The organism is Sphingopyxis sp. Geo48, from assembly GCF_949769155.1.
GTDB lineage: Bacteria > Pseudomonadota > Alphaproteobacteria > Sphingomonadales > Sphingomonadaceae > Sphingopyxis.
In genome coordinates, this window is record NZ_CATKPA010000002.1 from 325294 (window position 1) to 342031 (window position 16738).

Genomic DNA, 16738 nt, shown 5'->3' on the forward strand with positions numbered 1-16738 from the left:
TGCCCGACATGTCGATCACGCCGCTGATGCCCGTTTACCCCCGGTGCGGTGTGCGTCCGGTGCGAGGCGAGGGCGCCTATCTGATTGGCGAGCGCGGCGAACGCTATCTGGACTTCGCGAGCGGCATCGCGGTCAATCTGCTTGGCCATGGCCATCCACATCTGACCAAGGCGATCCAGGATCAGGCCGCGACGCTGATGCATGTGTCGAACCTTTACGGCAGCCCGCAGGGCGAAGCCTTTGCGCAGCGTCTGGTCGACAACACCTTCGCCGACACCGTCTTCTTCACCAACTCGGGTGCCGAGGCGGTCGAGTGCGCGATCAAGACGGCGCGCGCCTATCATTCGAGCGCGGGCAATGCCGAGAAGCACACGCTGATCACCTTCAACAACGCGTTCCACGGCCGGACGCTGGGCACGATCTCGGCGACCAACCAGGAAAAGCTGCGCAAGGGTTTCGATCCGCTGCTGCCGGGTTTCGCCTATGCGCCGTTCGACGACCTCAATGCGGCGCTCGACCTCGTCGACGACAATACCGCGGGCTTCCTTGTCGAGCCGGTGCAGGGCGAGGGCGGCATTCGTCCGGCGTCGCAGCCCTTCTTGCAGGGCCTGCGCGACATCTGCAACGAGCGCGACCTCGTGCTGGTGTTCGACGAAGTCCAGTGCGGCGTCGCGCGCACCGGCACGCTCTATGCCTATGAACATTATGGCGTCACCCCCGACATCATGGCGACCGCCAAGGGTATCGGCGGCGGCTTCCCGCTCGGCGCGTGCCTCGCGACCGAAAAGGCGGCGCGCGGGATGGTGATCGGTACGCATGGTTCGACCTACGGCGGCAACCCGCTCGCGATGGCGGCGGGGCAGGCGGTGTTCGACGTCATCCTCGAGGAAGGCTTCCTCGACCAGGTCAAGACGACCGGCGAACGCCTTCGCGGTGCGCTGGAACAGCTCATCCCCAACCATGACGATCTGTTCGAAAGCACCCGCGGCCTCGGCCTGATGCTCGGTCTGAAGCTCAAGAGCGACAGCCGCGCCTTTGTCGCGCATCTGCGGGACAACCACGGGCTGCTGACCGTCGCGGCGGGCGAGAATGTCGTGCGCGTGCTGCCGCCGCTCAACATCGAACAGGCGCATATCGACGAATTCATCGAGAAACTGTCGGCGGGGGCGGCGAGCTATACGCCGCCCGAAGCGTAAATGCGGAACTTCCTGAACCTGTCCGATGCGGGCGGGGATGCGGTCGCGGCGATGCTGGCCGACGCGATCGGTCGCAAGGCGGCGCGTGCGGGCTGGCCGAAGGCGAAGCCCGACGCCGACGCGCCGCTGGCCGACCATGTGCTCGCGATGGTGTTCGAGAAGAATTCGACGCGCACGCGCTGCTCGTTCGACCTTGCGATCCGCCAACTCGGTGGCGTGCCGATGATCCTCGACGCGGGGACGACCCAGCTCGGCCGCGGCGAGACGATCGCCGACACCGCGCGCGTGCTGTCGCGCTATGCCGATGCGATCATGATCCGCACCGATCATCACGAGAAGATCGAGGAACTGGCTCAGTACGCTGACGTTCCGGTCATCAATGGCCTCACCGACCTGTCGCATCCGTGCCAGATCGTCGCTGACCTGCTGACGATCGTCGAAAGCGGCAAGGCACTGCCGGGGCTCGAACTCGCGTGGCTCGGCGACGGCAATAACGTGCTCGCCTCGCTGATCGAGGCGGCGGGGCTGTTCGGCTTCAACGTTCGTGCGGGCGTGCCGCAGGGCTATGAACCCGATGCGGGTTTCGTCGAGGCGGCGCGCGCAAGGGGCGCCCGCATCGACATCGTGCGCGACGCGCGCGAAGCGGTCGCGGGCGCCGATTTGGTCGTCACCGATACCTGGGTGTCGATGGGGCAGGATCATGCGCACAACAAGCTGGCGGCGATGGCGCCCTATCAGGTCGATGAGCGGCTGATGGGTGCTGCCAAGGGCGATGCGCTGTTTCTTCACTGCCTGCCCGCGCATCGGGGCGAGGAAGTGGTCGACGCGGTGATCGACGGCCAACAGTCGCGCGTTTGGGACGAGGCCGAAAACCGCGTCCACGCGCAAAAATCGGTGCTGCTTTGGGCCGTCGGGAAATTATGAGCGAGATTATCGAAACCTGGTTCGACCAGCCGCTGCTGTTCACGATCAGCGAGCGCCATGTTCGCGGCCGCCTCGTGCGTCTTGGGCCGACGCTGAACACAATCATCGCCGCGCATAACTATCCGCCGGTCGCAGAAAAGCTGCTCGCCGAGGCGCTCGCATTGACCGTGCTGCTGGGCTCGACACTCAAGGACGAGGGGAGCCAGCTTACGCTGCAGGCGCAGACCGGCGGCGGGCCGATCGAACTGCTTGTATGCGACTATCGCGGTGGCGAACTGCGGGGCTACCTGAAATTCGACGCCGAGCGACTGGTCGGCGTCGGCGCCGATCCGACGCTGTTTGCGCTGTTCGGTGAGGGGTTCCTGGCGATCACCTTCGACCAGGCGGTGACCGGCGAGCGCTATCAGGGCATCGTGCCGCTCGAAGGATCGTCGATCGGCGACGCCGCCGAGCATTATTTCGAGCAGTCCGAACAGATTCCAAGCCTGATCAAGCTGGCGGCGCGCCACGATGCCGAGGCGGGGTGCCTTGCTGGCGGCCTGCTGCTCCAGCATCTGCCCGAGGGCGAGGTCGGCCGCGACCGCCTGCATGTCCGGCACGATCACCCCGAGTGGGAACATGCCAAGACCATCGCCGCGACGCTGAAGGACGAAGAACTCACCGACCCGGCGACCTCGCTCGAGACGCTGGCATGGCGACTCTTCCACGAAGACGAGGTGCGCGTCCAACCGGGTGTAGCCGTATCGCGCGGCTGCCGGTGCAGCATCGACTATTTTGCCGGCGTTCTCTCGAAATTTCCCGAAGGCGAACGCCGCGAGATGGCTGATGACGATGGGCTGGTGCAGGTCGATTGCGCTTTTTGCTCGCGCGTCTTTCCGATCCCGCTCGACGATATCGCGGCGCACGGCTGAGTGTTTTACCCCCTTGATTTCACCGGGGTGACGACGAGACGAGGCATATCGGCGCCAAGCGGTTGAAATGCCTGCCCTGGCTTGCTAGCTAATGGGAACAGGGGTCGCGTTTTGCCCGGACCAGGGCAGCCAGATGGAAGGTGTAATGGCGATCTTCTCTCCCATGTTTCGAACTACCTTGCTCGCTCTCGGAGTTGCCGGAGCAACCGCGGTGCCGGCGCAGGCGCCGTCGCTCGCGATGCTCGACCGCCTCGAAAAGGGGAGCTGGCAGCTTCGCGAACGCGGCAAGGATGCGGTGCTGCAGACGGTCTGCCTCGGCGACGCAAGGCGCCTGATCCAGGTCTATCATCCGCAGCAGGGCTGTTCGCGCTATGTTATCGAGGATACGCCGGCCTCGGTGACCGTCCATTACACCTGCCCGGGCGCCGGGCACGGGCGGACGACGATCCGCAGCGAAACGAACCGGCTGGTTCAGATCGACACGCAGGGGATTGCCGACGGCCGCCCCTTCTCGCAGGCGATCGAGGCGCGCCGCGCGGGCGGCTGCTGATCACCGCGTTCTAACGGCTTGTTAACCATCGCCTGCTAGAGGGGTTGGACGACGCACCGATGTGTGTCCTTCTCCCTACGGCTTTATGCCGACCTAGGCCGTGCGGCTCGCGCCGTGCGGCCTGTTTCTTTGTGCGCCGCAATACTTGCACGCCTGCGGGCGCAGGCCTATCTGGCGCCGATGCAGGATGTTTCCGGAAAAAGCGTCATCGTCCTCCTGTCGGGCGGTCTCGATTCGATGGTGTGCGCGGGGCTCGCGCGCGAGGCGGGGGCGCGGATTGTCGCGCTGACGATCGACTATAACCAGCGCCACCGCGTCGAACTCGAATCCGCCGCGCGGATCGCCGCCTACGTCGGCGCGGCCGAACATATCGTCCTGCCGCTCGACCTCCGCCGCTTCGGCGGGTCGGCGCTGACCGCCGACATCGACGTGCCCAAGGAAGGTGTCGGCAGCGATATTCCGGTTACCTATGTGCCCGCGCGCAACCTCATCTTCCTGTCGCTCACGCTCGGGCTTGCCGAGGCGCGGCACGCACAGGATATCGTGATCGGGGTCAATGCGCTCGACTATTCGGGCTATCCCGATTGCCGTCCCGAGTTCATTCAGGGGTTCGAGAAGCTTGCGGCGCTCGCGACGCGCGACGGGGACCAAGGCGTCGAGTTTCAGATCCACGCGCCGCTCCAGCATATGACCAAGGCCGACATCGCGGCCGAGGCTGCGCGGCTCGGCATGGATGCGGCGATGAGCTGGTCGTGCTATGACCCGACGCCGGAGGGGCTGCACTGCGGATCGTGCGACAGTTGCCGCCTGCGGTCGAAGGGCTTCGCCGACGCCGGGCTGCCCGACCCGACGCGCTACGCCTGATCCGATGACCTATTCCGTCAAAGAGATTTTCCTGACCCTGCAGGGCGAGGGCGCGCAGGCGGGCCGCCGCGCGGTTTTTTGCCGTTTTGCCGGCTGCAATTTGTGGACGGGACGCGAGCAGGACCGCGCGAAGGCGATCTGTAAATTCTGCGACACCGATTTCGTCGGCACCGACGGCACGCTCGGCGGCAAATATCGCGATGCGGCGGCGCTCGCCGCGGTGATCGCCGAAAGCTGGGGCGAGGGCGCCGACGACCGCTACGTCGTGCTCACCGGCGGCGAGCCGATGCTGCAGGTCGACGCGGCGTTGATCGACGCGCTCCATGCCGAGGGTTTCACCATTGCGATCGAGACCAACGGCACGCAGGATGTTCCGCGCAGCATCGACTGGATTTGCGTCAGTCCCAAGGCGGGTAGCGAACTGGTTCAGAGAAGCGGCGACGAACTGAAGCTCGTCTGGCCGCAGGCGGGAAGCGATGTTGCGATGCTGGCCGATCTGGATTTCGCGCATCGGCTGATCCAGCCGCTCGACGATCCGAACGCCGCCGCGAATGTGCAGGCATGTATCGATCTGGTGATGGATGATCCGCGCTGGCGCCTGTCGCTGCAGACGCACAAGAGCCTGGGGCTGCGCTAAAGCCCTATTGGGTCTTTTTCGTCGCGCTGTCGGCAGAGATGGCCTTTTGCGCGACGGGCGCCTCGACCGCGTCGGGATCGCTGCTCTCGTCGGATTCGGCGGTGTCGGTCGTTTCGCTGGCCTCGGCTTTCGGCGCTTCCTTCTTCGTGCCGTCGTCGGGGACGCTGTTGTCGACCGCTGTGCCGTCGCCCGCCGCGTCGTCGAGGAAGATCATCGAATCGCTGATCGTGCCCGGCTGCACCTCGACCGCGTCGAGCTTGGTCGTCGATTTGCCCGCGGGCTCGCTGTTGCAGGCGGCGAGCAGGACAAGGGGCAGGGCGATGAGGATGATCCGCGTCATGCCGCCGTTCCTAGTCGCTTGCCCGGAGCTTGTCGAGAAAGGCGGGCAGGGCATCGGCCAGCGCCCGGTCGACGTCGGCGAAGGTGGCCGGGTTGCCGAGCGCGGCGAGGCTCGTGACCGGGAATTCGGCGATCCCGCACGGCACGATCCCGGTGAAATGGGCAAGGTCGGGGGTCACGTTGAGCGAGAAGCCATGCAGCGTGATCCAGCGCTTCACGCGCACGCCGATCGCGCCGATCTTCGCCTCGCGGCCATGTTCGTCGTCGGTCCAGATACCGATCCGACCCTCGGCGCGTCGCGCCTCGACGCCGAGCAATCCGAGCGCGTCGATCACCCAGCCCTCGAGCGCTGACACATAGGCGCGCACATCGCGCCCGCGCCGCGTGAGGTCGAGCTGGACGTAGCCGACGCGCTGGCCGGGGCCGTGATAGGTGTAGCGCCCGCCGCGCCCGGCGTCGAACACCGGAAAGCGCGTATCGAGCAGTTCGGCGGGATCGGCACTCGTCCCGGCGGTGTAGAGCGGGGGATGCTCGAGGAGCCAGATGCGTTCGCCAGCGTTGCCCGCGTGCATCGCGGCGGCACGGTCCTCCATATCGGCAAGCGCGGCCGCATAGTCGGTCAGGCCCGGTGAAACATGCCATTCGGGGGTGGGCAGGATGGTCATAGGGCGCGCTTCCTGCCCCTTTGCGTGCGGTCAGGCAAGGGGGCGCAGCGGCCGTAGCGACAAGGCTGGACATTGAGGGCGAACAAGGTCAGTCTCCGGTTTCGGGCATGTGCCGATAAATATGGGGTATCAATGGCAAAATTCGACATGGGTGCAGCGTGGGAGGACAGCGTTGCATTGCTGAAGTCGCATACGACGCTGACCGGGACTATCGCGGCAGTTTTCCTGTTTCTGCCTGCGCTCGCCGTTGCATGGTTCGGACCCGCCCCGATCGAACCGCCTCCGGGCGCGACGCTCGAGCAGATATCGACAACGTTCCAGCAGAATGCCTGGCAGATGCTGCCCTATCAGCTGACGGTCGCGGTGTTCGCGATTGTCGGAACGGTCGCGATCTTGCGGCTCTGGCTGTCGCGTACCGCGACGAGCGTCGGCGAGGCGCTGGCCTTTGCCGCGCGGATGATCCCGACGCTGATCGGCCTGCAGATCCTGACCGGGCTGATCGTCGGGATCGGCTTCGTTGTTCTGATCATTCCGGGCCTTTACCTGATCGGGCGCCTCGCGCTCGTCTCGCCGCTGGTCGCCGACCGCGGTATCGGCAATCCGGTCGAGGCGATCCGCACGAGCTGGGACATGACGCGCGACAATGGCTGGGCGATCTTCTTCTTCCTGCTGCTGGTGACGATCGTGATCGTGATCATCATGCTGATCCTGATGGGCGTCGTGAGCGTCGTCACCGGAACGGGGCCCGGGATCGGGCATATCGTGAGCGGTTTCCTCGAATCGGCGCTCGGCGTCGCCGCAACGATGGTGACGATCGCGATTTCCGCAGCGGCCTACCGGCAACTCGCGACGCGGGCGTCGACCTTCGAATAAGGGCATTACCCCGTCCGCGCCGGGGAAGGATGCGCGACTGGATGTGAATAGAACATAGGAGGTTTGGGGTCGCCTGACGTGACGCAACAACAAGGTCAGGTATGAAAGGGGGAATGAGATGAACAAGATGAGTATCGGTGCGGCTTTTTCGGAGACGTTCGCGTTCCTGAAGGCCAATTGGGTGCAGATGTTGATCTGGTTCGGCGGCGCGTTGCTGCTTCTAGGGCTGCTCGGCTATCTGCTTTTGGGCTCCACATTCTCGGCCATGGCAATGTCGCCGGGCGATCCATCGGTGGCGATGGGGGCATTCGGCAAGATCGGGCTTTTCTCGTTGCTTGCCGCCGTCATCCTCTATGGCGTCTGTATGCTGATATGGCGCGGCGGGATGTATCCGGGCGAGGCGCCAAACTTCGGCTGGGCGTTCCAGGCGGGGCCGGCCTTCGCGCTCGGGATGATGGTGGTGATGATCGCCGCCTATATCCTGATCTTCATCGTGATGCTGATTTTCGGGCTCGTCTTCGGCGCGGCGCTCGGCGGGGCAGGGGCATTTTCGCCGGGGGCGCTTGAATCGGGCGCGGTCGGCGGCGGCGCCATCTTCGTCGGCGTCATTCTATATATCGCGCTGATCCTGTTCCTGCTCTGGGTGCAAGGCCGGTTTATCGTCGCCGGACCGGTGATGGCGGATCGTCTGACGCGCAACCCGATCACGGGCTTGAGCGAATCGTGGCGGCTGACGCAGGCGTCGCAATGGACCATCGTCGGCTTCTACGTCGTCTTCGCGATACTCGTGTTCGTCTATGCGATCGTGGTCGGCATGGTCGTGGGCGGGATTTTCGGGTCGCTCGCGGGCGGGTCGATGGCCGGCGCGATGATCTCGCTGATCATCTCGGCAGCGCTGATCTACCTCCCGCTGATCATGGTGTCCTTCTCGGTGCCGGTCGGCGTCTATCGGGCGATTGCGCCGAAGGCATCGGCCGACGTTTTCGCCTGAACGAGGCCCGTCGAGAAAGGGGCGCTCCTGAAAACGGGGTGCCTTTTTCCTATATCAGCTCCACTTGGCGAGCGGTGGCAGGCTCATCAGGATCGCGTCGATATTGCCGCCGGTCTTGAGCCCGAACAACGTCCCGCGATCATAGACGAGGTTGAATTCGGCGTAGCGGCCGCGCCACACGAGCTGCTCCTCGCGCTCCGCCTCGGTAAAAGGCTGGCCCATCCGCCGGCGGACGATCTGCGGGAAGACGTCAAGAAAGGCCTCGCCGACCGCTTGCGTGAAGGCGAAGTTGCGATCGAACTCGGGATCGTCGCCGCATTCGAGATGGTCGTAGAAGATGCCGCCGACGCCGCGATGTACACCGCGGTGTGGGATGAAGAAATAATCCTCGGCCCATTTCGAATAGCGTTGATAGACGTCGGGACCGTAAGGCGCACATGCCGCGCGCAACCGCGCGTGGAAGGCGTCGGTGTCTTCCTGGTAGGGAATCGGCGGGTTGAGGTCGGCGCCGCCGCCGAACCAGCGCCTCGTCGTCGCAAGGAAGCGCGTGTTCATATGGACGGCGGGGACATGCGGGTTCGCCATATGCGCGACCAGGCTGATGCCGGTCGCGAAGAAATTCGGATCGTCGCCCGCGCCGTGGATCGATTTGGCGAAGTCGGGCGCGAACTCGCCGCCGACGGTCGACACGTTGACCCCGACCTTTTCGAAGACCTTGCCGGTCATCACGCCGCGGACGCCGCCGCCGCCTTCGCCCGGCGCGGTGCCTTCGGCCTCGCGGTCCCACGGCGTATAGGTGAAGGCGGCATCGCTGCCCGCCTCGCGCTCGATGGCTTCGAATTCGGCGCAGATGCGGTCGCGGAGCGATTCGAACCAGGTGCGCGCAGCCTGCTGCTGGGGATCGAGCGGGATCATCGGGGAAAGCCTTTCGTCTGCCGGAGCGCCTCGGCGAGCGCGATGCCAGCCGCGACCGCGACATTCAAGGATCGAAAGCCCGGCTGCATCGGAATCGCGACCCGCGCGGCCACGGCCTCGTGAACATGGTGCGGAACGCCGGCGCTCTCTGATCCGAACAGCAGCACGTCGCCATGACCGAAATCAAAGTCGGAAAGCGGCGTGGCGCCCGCGGTCGTCAGCAGCACGATGCGCTGTCCGCCGATCTGCGACCATTGCCGGAAGGCCTGCCAGTCGGGGTGGCGCCGGACATTCGCGCGCACCGCATAATCCATCCCGGCCCGCTTCAGCGCGGCGTCGCCGAACGGGAATCCGCAGGGTTCGATGATATGCGCGGGGACGCCGAAACAGGCGGCAGTGCGCAATATCGTGCCGACATTGCCGGCGATGTCGGGCTGGAACAGGGCGATTTCCATGCCGCTCCCATAGCGCCGGAAGGGCCGGGAATCGAGGGGAGGACGGCGAAGCGCAAGCCAGCATGGACAAAGCGGAAATTGCCTGTTGGCAAGCCCGGACAGTGCGGCTATCAGGCCCGCAATTCCCGGAGGGGCCGCCGGGCTGCGCCATTTCGCGTGCGCGTTGGCAGGGGCGGGTCATCCTTCTGGGGAGCTATGTCAGTTCACCCATGCAAGGGCAGTCGAATGACCAGTGAAACCGATATTTCCGCCGGCATCGAAGATGGCGTGCGGCGCCGGGACTTCATCAACATCGCAGCAGTGAGTTTTGCCGGTGTCGGTGCGGCCGCGGTGGTGCTTCCCCTGGTCAATCAGATGAATCCGTCGGCCGACGTGCTTGCGCAGTCCACCACCGAAATCGACATTTCGGCGATCCAGTCCGGGCAGGCGATCAAGACGAGCTGGCGCAAGCAGCCGGTGTTCGTCCGTAACCTGACGCCCGTCGAAATCGCGGAAGCGAAAAAAGTGCCGCTTTCGGATCTGCGCGACCCGCAGACGATCGACGAGCGCACGAAGCCCGGCAAGGAAAACTGGCTGATCACGCTGGGCGTCTGCACCCACCTCGGCTGCGTGCCACTCGGCGCCGCCGAGGGCGAGAATCGTGGCGATTTCGGCGGTTATTTCTGCCCGTGCCACGGTTCGCACTACGACACCGCGGCGCGCATCCGCAAAGGTCCGGCGCCCAAGAATCTGGTCGTGCCGCCCTATGAATTCAACAGCGACACCGTCGTGACGATCGGCTGAGGAGCGAGATAAGATGAGCTTTCCCTGGGCCAAGAACTACGAACCCAAGCAGCCGCTGATGAAGTGGCTGGACGAGAAGCTGCCGCTGCCGCGTCTCGTCTATAACGCCATCGGCGCCGGCTATCCGGTGCCGCGCAACCTCAACTATTTCTGGAACTTCGGCGTTCTCGCGGGCGCCGCGCTGGTTATCCAGATCGTCACCGGCATCGTGCTGGCGATGCATTATGCCGCCAACGCGGGCGTCGCGTTCAACTCGGTCGAGCATATCATGCGCGACGTGAACGCCGGCTGGTTCATCCGCTACGCGCACATGAACGGCGCGAGCATGTTCTTCATCGTCGTCTATCTGCACATCTTCCGCGGCCTTTATTATGGTTCGTACAAGGCGCCGCGCGAAATGGTGTGGCTGCTCGGCGTCGTGATCTTCCTGCTGATGATGGCGACCGCCTTCATGGGCTATGTCCTTCCCTGGGGCCAGATGAGCTTCTGGGGCGCGCAGGTGATCACCGGCTTCTTCTCGGCGATACCCGTCGTGGGCGAGCCGATCCGCGTCTGGCTGCTCGGCGGCTTTGCGCCGGACAATGCCGCGCTCAACCGCTTCTTCTCGCTGCACTATCTGCTGCCCTTCGTGATCGCGGGCGTCATCATCCTGCACATCTGGGCGCTGCACATCCCGGGCTCGTCGAATCCGACCGGTATCGAGGTGAAGGACGAACAGGACACCGTCCCGTTCCACCCCTATTATACTGCGAAGGACGGCGTCGGCGTCGGCGTGTTCCTGCTGCTGTTCGTCGCGCTGACCTTCTTCAGCCCGAACCTGCTCGGTCATGCCGACAACTATATCGCCGCGAACCCGCTTTCGACGCCTGCGCATATCGTGCCCGAATGGTATTTCTGGCCTTTCTACGCGATCCTGCGCGCCTTCACCTTCAACTTCCTGTGGATCGATGCGAAGCTGTGGGGCGTCATCGCGATGTTCGCGGCGATCGCTTTGCTGTTCTTCCTGCCCTGGCTCGACAGCTCGCCGGTGAAGTCGTCGAACTATCGCCCGCTCAACCGCATCTTCTTCTGGGTGCTCGTGGTCGACGTGCTGATCCTCGGCTATTGCGGCAAGAGCCCGGCCGAACAGCCCTATGTGCTGCTAAGCCAGCTCGGCGCGATCTACTACTTCGCCCACTTCCTGATCATCCTGCCGATCGTCTCGCGGATCGAACGTCCGCTGCCGATGCCGAATTCGATCACCGAAGCGGTCCTCTCAAAGCATGCCGACGACACGTCGGCGGCCACGGCCTGAGCGCCGGACTTTAATAGGAGCTGATACAGCCATGGTTCGTCCGCTCGGTTTCCTCGTCGGCCTGGGTTTCATTGCCGCGCTGCTGTTCGCGATCTTCACGACGCCGCTGACCAATGAGCCCAACGCTTCGCACGAGTTCCACAAACATCCGAAGCATCTGAAGCTGGCCAGCGATGGCCTGATGCCGCACTGGGACAAAGCCCAGCTGCAGCGCGGTCTTCAGGTGTACAAGGAGGTCTGCTCGGCCTGCCACAGCCTGCACCTCGTCGCCTTCCGCGATATTCAGGATCTGGGCTACACCGAAGGCCAGGTGAAGACCTTCGCCAAGGGTTTCCAGGTCCCGTCGGTCAACCCCGACACGGGCGAACCGGCGACGCGTGACGGCCTGCCGTCGGATTATTTCCCCGGCCCTTATGCGAACGAAGTCGCCGCGCGCGCAGCCAACAACAATGCGCTGCCGCCCGATCTCTCGCTGATCACCAAGGCGCGCGAGGGCGGCAAGGACTATGTCTATTCGCTGCTGACCGGTTTCCAGAACCCGCCGGCGAACCTGCCGAAGGAACTGAAGCCGGGCACGGGCCTGCACTTCAACCCCTATTTCGCGAACCTCAACCTTGCGATGGCGCCGCCGCTCACCAAGGGCCAGGTGACCTTCGCCGACGGCTCGCCGAACACGGTCGATGCGATGGCCAAGGACGTTACCGCGTTCCTGGTGTGGACCGCCGAGCCCAAGCTGGTGAAGCGCGTGCAGGTGGGCTGGGCGGCCTTCCTCTTCCTGCTCATCTTCACCACGCTGACCTATCTGTCGTACCGCAACATCTGGGCCGACAAGAAGCATTGAGGACATAAGGGAGGGCGGCCACCACAATGATCGCCCTCCCGCCTCAGCCCGACCTCGACCTCGCGTCGCTCGTCCGTACCATCCCGGACTTTCCGAAGCGGGGCATCCAGTTCCGCGACATCACCACCCTGATCGGCGACGCGGCCGGTTTCTCCGAAAGCGTCCGGCGTCTGGCCGCGCGCGCTGCCGCCTATCGTCCCGACTTCATCGTGGCGGTCGAGGCGCGGGGCTTCCTGTTCGGCGCGGCGATGGCGACCGCCTTGGGGATCGGCCTCGTCCCTGTGCGCAAGGCGGGCAAGCTGCCCGGTGTGACGATCGGCGTCGACTATGAGCTGGAATATGGCACCGACCGGCTTGAGCTACACGAAGGCGCGATCCTGCCGGGGCACCGCGTCGTGCTGGTCGACGACCTGCTGGCGACGGGCGGAACGATCCTCGCCACGGCCGCGCTGATGCGGAGCGTCGGCGCCGAGGTCGCGGCGGCGCTGTTCGTCATCGACTTGCCCGACCTCGGCGGCTCGCAGCGGCTGGAGGCCGCCGGACTGGCATGCGAGACGCTGATCGCCTTTGACGGGGATTAGGATAGCTGTCCGCTTCGGCGTGAAGTGCCGTCACGCCTGCCTTGGTCATCGCGGCATAGTTGGCAAAGTTCAGGAAAGTTCAGCCCATTGCAGCGCCCGTTTGGGGCCGGGAGGGTTGCCGAACGCATTTCGCGTGCCTTGCCGCGGCCGCAAGCCGAGCCGGACCACAACCGGGTTTGTCCGCCAGATGAAAGAGCCGGACGAAGGCTGGCATAGCGGGATAATGTAGGAAAGGCCTATTTGAGGGTGGTGGCGGCTTTGGGGTGGTGAGCGGTCACAGCCCGCCACCCCTCGTCACCCCGGACTTGATCCGGTGTCCATGACTTCGACGCCGCGATGGATCCCGGATCAAGTCCGGGATGACGAAGCGAGAAGCATCCTCCCTGTCGCGTAGCGATGGGGAGGGGGACCGTCGCCGTAGGCGGTGGTGGAGGGGCAGCAACGTCGCGCCATCGCCCCTCCGTGAGCGCTTTGCGCTGCCACCTCCCCATGGCTGCGCCACAGGGAGGAACGAATGTCCACCTTCGGTCGAAACCAGCCGCGCACCACCCCCTGGCCACAAAAGAAAAGCCCGCGCCGGAGCGCGGCTGCGTTCGCCCCCTTGGCGCGATCCCTGGCCCTTAGAAGGGGATCCAGTTCTGCTTCTTGCGAATCTTCATATAGCCGGCGTTGATGCCCAGCCGCGCGCCGACGCCGACGCGGATCGGGATCAGCACCACGTCGCCGCGGCGCAAGTAGCTCGCGTTGAAGCCGCCAACGAGATAGGCGGCGCCTTCGCCCGCCGGATAGCGCTTGTAGAGATCCTCGGTGTCGAAGAGGTTATAGACGAGGACGAAGGTATTGCCCGCATTGGCACCCGCGTCGAAGCCGATCGACGGGCCGGTCCAGTAAGCGGGCTTTTCCCCCTCGACCTTGTGATGGAGCGTGCCCGAACCGTAGCGCAGCCCGATGCCGAGCGCGCCGCCGGCCTCGCGCCCGACGATATAGGCGTTGGGCTGGCCCTGCTTCTTGAGGATATCCTCGATCAGTCCGGCGAGGCCCTGCGCGCCCTTGCCGAACACGCCCTCCGCCGCCCCGATCAGATCGTCTTCCTTGTAGGTCGCGCTGGAATCGGCGGTTGTCACCGTTGCCGGCGGCGTTGCCGCGCCAGTGTCGGGGGTCGCGTCATATTGCTGGCTGCCCGTCGCAAGGTCGCTGCTGTAGCTGTCGTTCGCGGGCGGCGTCGACGGTGGAGGCGGCGAGGGATTGTTGAGATCGGCATCGATCGCCGTGTTCGGGTCGACCGAGGTCATCTGCGCGGCCGCCGGGAGCGGCGACAGCGCAAGGCCGATCGCGGCGATGGCCGCGGCGGTGAAGGTGGCAAGGGCTCTACGCATAAATTCCCCCAAAATCGGTCGGCGCCCGCGGCGCGTTACAGCTTAACCATGACTCGGACAGTGAATCCTCGGCAATGAACCGGCGATGACCCGAGTCGATTTTGCGCCAGACCGAATCATTTTTGCTGCGAACGGCGCAATCGGGGATCAAAAAAGAGCAATGTTTGACGTTGCGGGGCGCGAAACGCATGGCTATAGCGACCCGCCTGAGGCCAGCCTGTCGTTAGCGCGACAGACCATGCGGAGACGTGGGTGAGTGGCTGAAACCAACGGTTTGCTAAACCGTCGTACTGGTAAATCCGGTACCGAGGGTTCGAATCCCTCCGTCTCCGCCACCTTCCTTCAAACCCTTTTGATCCTGCCGACGGGGCTCCGGTCACGGTTCTGGCGATCCGCGCCGCACGTCTCCGCCCACAATGTCTTGTCGGGCCGCCCCCTTTTTTATTGTAATTGCGAATCGTTCTCGATAATGGCGGGCCTCCTTTTTCGATAGATTCTGTCCCGATGCACGCACCCCAATCCCGGCAATCGACAGCAAAGAAGGGCCGGAAGGCCTTCTGGTTGAAACAGTTGCACATGTGGCACTGGATGAGCTCGGCGATCAGCCTGATCGGGCTCGTGCTGTTCGCGATCACCGGCTTCACGCTTAATCACGCCGCCGATATCGAGGGAACGCCCAAGGTCGTCGAGAAAACGGCGCAGATGCCGCCCGCCGTGCTCGGCGAGCTTGACGCCGATCCGGCGGGCGGCAAGGGCAGGCTGCCAGCACCCGTCGCCACATGGGTCGAGGATCATTTTCCGGTGAAGGCATCGGGCGAGGCCGAATGGTCGGCGGACGAGGTCTATCTGCCGGCGCCGCGTCCGGGGGGCGACGCCTGGGTCGCGATCGACCGTGCGACCGGCACGGTGACCAGCGAGGTTACCGATCGCGGCTGGATCTCGTACCTCAACGACCTCCACAAGGGCCGCAATTCGGGTGGCGAGTGGAGCCTGTTCATCGATATCTTCGCCTTTGCCTGTCTGGTCTTCGCGATCACAGGCCTGTTCCTGCTGTGGCTGCATTCGGCGAAGCGCAAGAGCACCTGGCCGCTCGTCGGCGCGGGGCTCGTCCTGCCCGCGGCCATCGCCATTATCTTCATCCATTAGGGAGAAACTTCATGCAGTCGCCATCGCGAACGATCCTGATCGGCGGAACGCTGGGCGCGGCGCTCACCGCACCCGTCATGGCCGCCGCCGCGCCCGCCACGATGGATGTGACAATCACGATCCCGCAGCTGAAAGTGGCTGAATATCACCGGCCTTACGTCGCGATCTGGGTCGAGAAGGCAGGGGCGCCCGCAAAGACGGTCGCGGTCTGGTACGACTATGACATGAAGGGCAATGAGGGCACCAAATGGCTGCGCGACGTGCGGCAATGGTGGCGCGCCTCGGGCCGCACGATGACCTTCCCCGCGAATGGCATCACCGGCGCGACGCGCGCACCGGGGGCCCAGAAAATCTCGTTCAGCCGGGCGCAGCTCGGCGCGACCGCGGCGGGCGACTATACGCTCGTCATCGAGGCGGCCCGCGAAGTCGGCGGGCGCGAACTGCTCCGCATCCCCTTTACCTGGCCGGCCAAGGCGGGCGTGGGCGGGCGCGCGGCGGGCAAGGCCGAACTTGGCGCCGTCACGGTTGCCTTCCGCTGAATTTTCGAAAGGGCAGGGACATGAAAAAGCAGATCCTGGGTTTGGTCGCGACGGTCGCGATCGCGGCAATGGCGGCGGTTCCCGCGAGCGCGCATCGCCAGTGGATGATGCCGTCGTCGACGGTGCTGTCGGGCGACGATGTGTGGGTGACGGTCGACGCCGCGGTGTCGAACGATCTCTTCTATTTCGAGCACCAGCCGCTGCGGCTCGATGCGGTCAAGGCGTGGGCGCCCGATGGCACCGAGGTCACGATCGAGAACAAGGCGACGGGCCGCTATCGCAGCACCTTCGACGTCCATCTGACGCAGAAAGGCACCTATCGCATTGCGTCGGTCGCCGACATGCTGATGGGCAGCTATGACCTCAACGGCAAGACCGAGCGCCTGCCGCGCGGCACGACCGCCGCGAATCTTGCCGAGCGGGTTCCCGCGGGCGCGACCAACGTGAAGACCGCCGAGGCGAACAACCGCAACGAGATTTTCGTGACGGTGGGCGAGCCGACGACGACGCTGTTCAAGCCGACCGGCAAAGGCATCGAGCTCGTTCCGGTGACGCACCCGAACGACCTGATCGCGGGCGAGGCGGCGACCTTCCAGTTCCTGCTCGACGGCAAACCCGCGGCCGATCTGCCGGTGACCGTGATCCCCGGCGGCATCCGCTATCGCGACCAGCTGGGCGAAATGCACCTCAAGACCGGCGCCGACGGCAAGGTCGAGATCAGGTGGGCCGAACCCGGCATGTACTGGCTCAACGTCACGACGCCGCAAGCGGGCGGCGAAGAAGGCGCGCCGCCGCCGATCGCGCGCCGGGCAAGCTATGTGACGACGCTGGAAGTCCTGGCGCCCTGACCGACCGCAT

20 protein-coding genes and 1 tRNA gene are annotated in these 16738 nt (G+C 64.9%); 16 read left to right on the forward strand and 5 right to left on the reverse strand.

Annotated elements, in window-relative coordinates; genetic code table 11:
• Positions 1-8 precede the first annotated feature (8 nt).
• From QOL79_RS08330 to queE, 6 genes are all read left to right on the forward strand, one after another.
• Positions 9-1196, forward strand: a complete 1188-nt coding sequence (locus QOL79_RS08330; RefSeq protein ID WP_283419295.1) for an aspartate aminotransferase family protein — start codon at positions 9-11, stop codon at positions 1194-1196.
• A complete protein-coding gene (argF, locus tag QOL79_RS08335) occupies positions 1197-2120 on the forward strand; it encodes an ornithine carbamoyltransferase (RefSeq protein ID WP_283419296.1) in 924 nt (307 codons plus the stop codon). It begins immediately after the preceding gene.
• On the forward strand, positions 2117-3031 hold the full coding sequence (hslO, locus tag QOL79_RS08340) for an Hsp33 family molecular chaperone HslO (protein WP_058457162.1): 915 nt from the start codon (positions 2117-2119) through the stop codon (positions 3029-3031). The genes argF and hslO overlap by 4 nt, the downstream gene beginning before the upstream one ends.
• A 163-nt stretch (positions 3032-3194) precedes the next feature.
• A complete protein-coding gene (locus QOL79_RS08345) occupies positions 3195-3581 on the forward strand; it encodes a hypothetical protein (protein ID WP_283419297.1) in 387 nt (128 codons plus the stop codon).
• A 180-nt stretch (positions 3582-3761) separates the two neighbouring features.
• A complete protein-coding gene (queC, locus tag QOL79_RS08350) occupies positions 3762-4445 on the forward strand; it encodes a 7-cyano-7-deazaguanine synthase QueC (RefSeq protein ID WP_058800171.1) in 684 nt (227 codons plus the stop codon).
• 4 nt (positions 4446-4449) lie between these two features.
• Complete coding sequence (queE, locus tag QOL79_RS08355) at positions 4450-5082, forward strand: 7-carboxy-7-deazaguanine synthase (protein ID WP_283419298.1); 633 nt, start codon at positions 4450-4452, stop codon at positions 5080-5082.
• A gap of 4 nt (positions 5083-5086) precedes the next feature.
• Here the strand turns inward: queE and QOL79_RS08360 are convergent, their stop codons facing one another.
• Both QOL79_RS08360 and lipB read right to left on the reverse strand, forming a co-directional pair.
• Positions 5087-5422 carry a hypothetical protein gene (locus QOL79_RS08360; RefSeq protein ID WP_283419299.1) on the reverse strand — a complete coding sequence of 112 codons (336 nt, stop codon included), beginning with the start codon at positions 5420-5422 and terminating at the stop codon, positions 5087-5089.
• Positions 5423-5432: 10 nt separating this feature from the next.
• Complete coding sequence (lipB, locus tag QOL79_RS08365; RefSeq protein ID WP_283419300.1) at positions 5433-6086, reverse strand: lipoyl(octanoyl) transferase LipB; 654 nt, start codon at positions 6084-6086, stop codon at positions 5433-5435.
• A gap of 132 nt (positions 6087-6218) precedes the next feature.
• Here lipB and QOL79_RS08370 point away from each other — a divergent pair, with 132 nt between their 5' ends.
• Positions 6219-6959: a hypothetical protein gene (locus QOL79_RS08370; RefSeq protein ID WP_283419301.1), complete on the forward strand. Its 741-nt coding sequence runs from the start codon at positions 6219-6221 to the stop codon at positions 6957-6959.
• A 118-nt stretch (positions 6960-7077) separates the two neighbouring features.
• A complete protein-coding gene (locus tag QOL79_RS08375) occupies positions 7078-7950 on the forward strand; it encodes a hypothetical protein (RefSeq protein ID WP_283419302.1) in 873 nt (290 codons plus the stop codon).
• Between the two features lie 54 nt (positions 7951-8004).
• On the opposite strand, the gene hemF is transcribed toward QOL79_RS08375, so the two are convergent.
• Positions 8005-8865 (reverse strand): oxygen-dependent coproporphyrinogen oxidase, encoded by an 861-nt coding sequence (gene hemF / locus QOL79_RS08380; protein ID WP_283419303.1) that lies wholly within the window; start codon positions 8863-8865, stop codon positions 8005-8007.
• Positions 8862-9320, reverse strand: a complete 459-nt coding sequence (locus QOL79_RS08385) for a tRNA (cytidine(34)-2'-O)-methyltransferase (protein ID WP_283419304.1) — start codon at positions 9318-9320, stop codon at positions 8862-8864. The genes hemF and QOL79_RS08385 overlap by 4 nt, the downstream gene beginning before the upstream one ends.
• Before the next feature lie 225 nt (positions 9321-9545).
• Here QOL79_RS08385 and petA point away from each other — a divergent pair, with 225 nt between their 5' ends.
• From petA to QOL79_RS08405, 4 genes are read left to right on the forward strand one after another with little or no spacing between them, the layout of a single operon-like run.
• Positions 9546-10103, forward strand: a complete 558-nt coding sequence (gene petA, locus QOL79_RS08390; RefSeq protein WP_204992699.1) for a ubiquinol-cytochrome c reductase iron-sulfur subunit — start codon at positions 9546-9548, stop codon at positions 10101-10103.
• 13 nt (positions 10104-10116) lie between these two features.
• Positions 10117-11397, forward strand: a complete 1281-nt coding sequence (locus tag QOL79_RS08395; protein WP_283419305.1) for a cytochrome b — start codon at positions 10117-10119, stop codon at positions 11395-11397.
• Between the two features lie 31 nt (positions 11398-11428).
• A complete protein-coding gene (locus QOL79_RS08400) occupies positions 11429-12238 on the forward strand; it encodes a cytochrome c1 (RefSeq protein WP_058457151.1) in 810 nt (269 codons plus the stop codon).
• 26 nt (positions 12239-12264) lie between these two features.
• On the forward strand, positions 12265-12819 hold the full coding sequence (locus QOL79_RS08405) for an adenine phosphoribosyltransferase (RefSeq protein ID WP_283419306.1): 555 nt from the start codon (positions 12265-12267) through the stop codon (positions 12817-12819).
• A 620-nt stretch (positions 12820-13439) separates the two neighbouring features.
• Here QOL79_RS08405 and QOL79_RS08410 read toward each other — a convergent pair.
• Positions 13440-14195 carry a DUF1134 domain-containing protein gene (locus QOL79_RS08410; RefSeq protein WP_082657732.1) on the reverse strand — a complete coding sequence of 252 codons (756 nt, stop codon included), beginning with the start codon at positions 14193-14195 and terminating at the stop codon, positions 13440-13442.
• Positions 14196-14437: 242 nt separating this feature from the next.
• Here QOL79_RS08410 and QOL79_RS08415 point away from each other — a divergent pair.
• From QOL79_RS08415 to QOL79_RS08430, 4 genes are all read left to right on the forward strand, one after another.
• Positions 14438-14530 (forward strand) — tRNA-Ser (locus tag QOL79_RS08415).
• Positions 14531-14699: 169 nt separating this feature from the next.
• A complete protein-coding gene (locus QOL79_RS08420; protein ID WP_283419307.1) occupies positions 14700-15341 on the forward strand; it encodes a PepSY-associated TM helix domain-containing protein in 642 nt (213 codons plus the stop codon).
• 11 nt (positions 15342-15352) lie between these two features.
• Positions 15353-15880 carry a DUF2271 domain-containing protein gene (locus QOL79_RS08425; protein ID WP_283419308.1) on the forward strand — a complete coding sequence of 176 codons (528 nt, stop codon included), beginning with the start codon at positions 15353-15355 and terminating at the stop codon, positions 15878-15880.
• 20 nt (positions 15881-15900) lie between these two features.
• Positions 15901-16728, forward strand: a complete 828-nt coding sequence (locus QOL79_RS08430) for a DUF4198 domain-containing protein (RefSeq protein ID WP_283419309.1) — start codon at positions 15901-15903, stop codon at positions 16726-16728.
• Positions 16729-16738 lie beyond the last annotated feature (10 nt).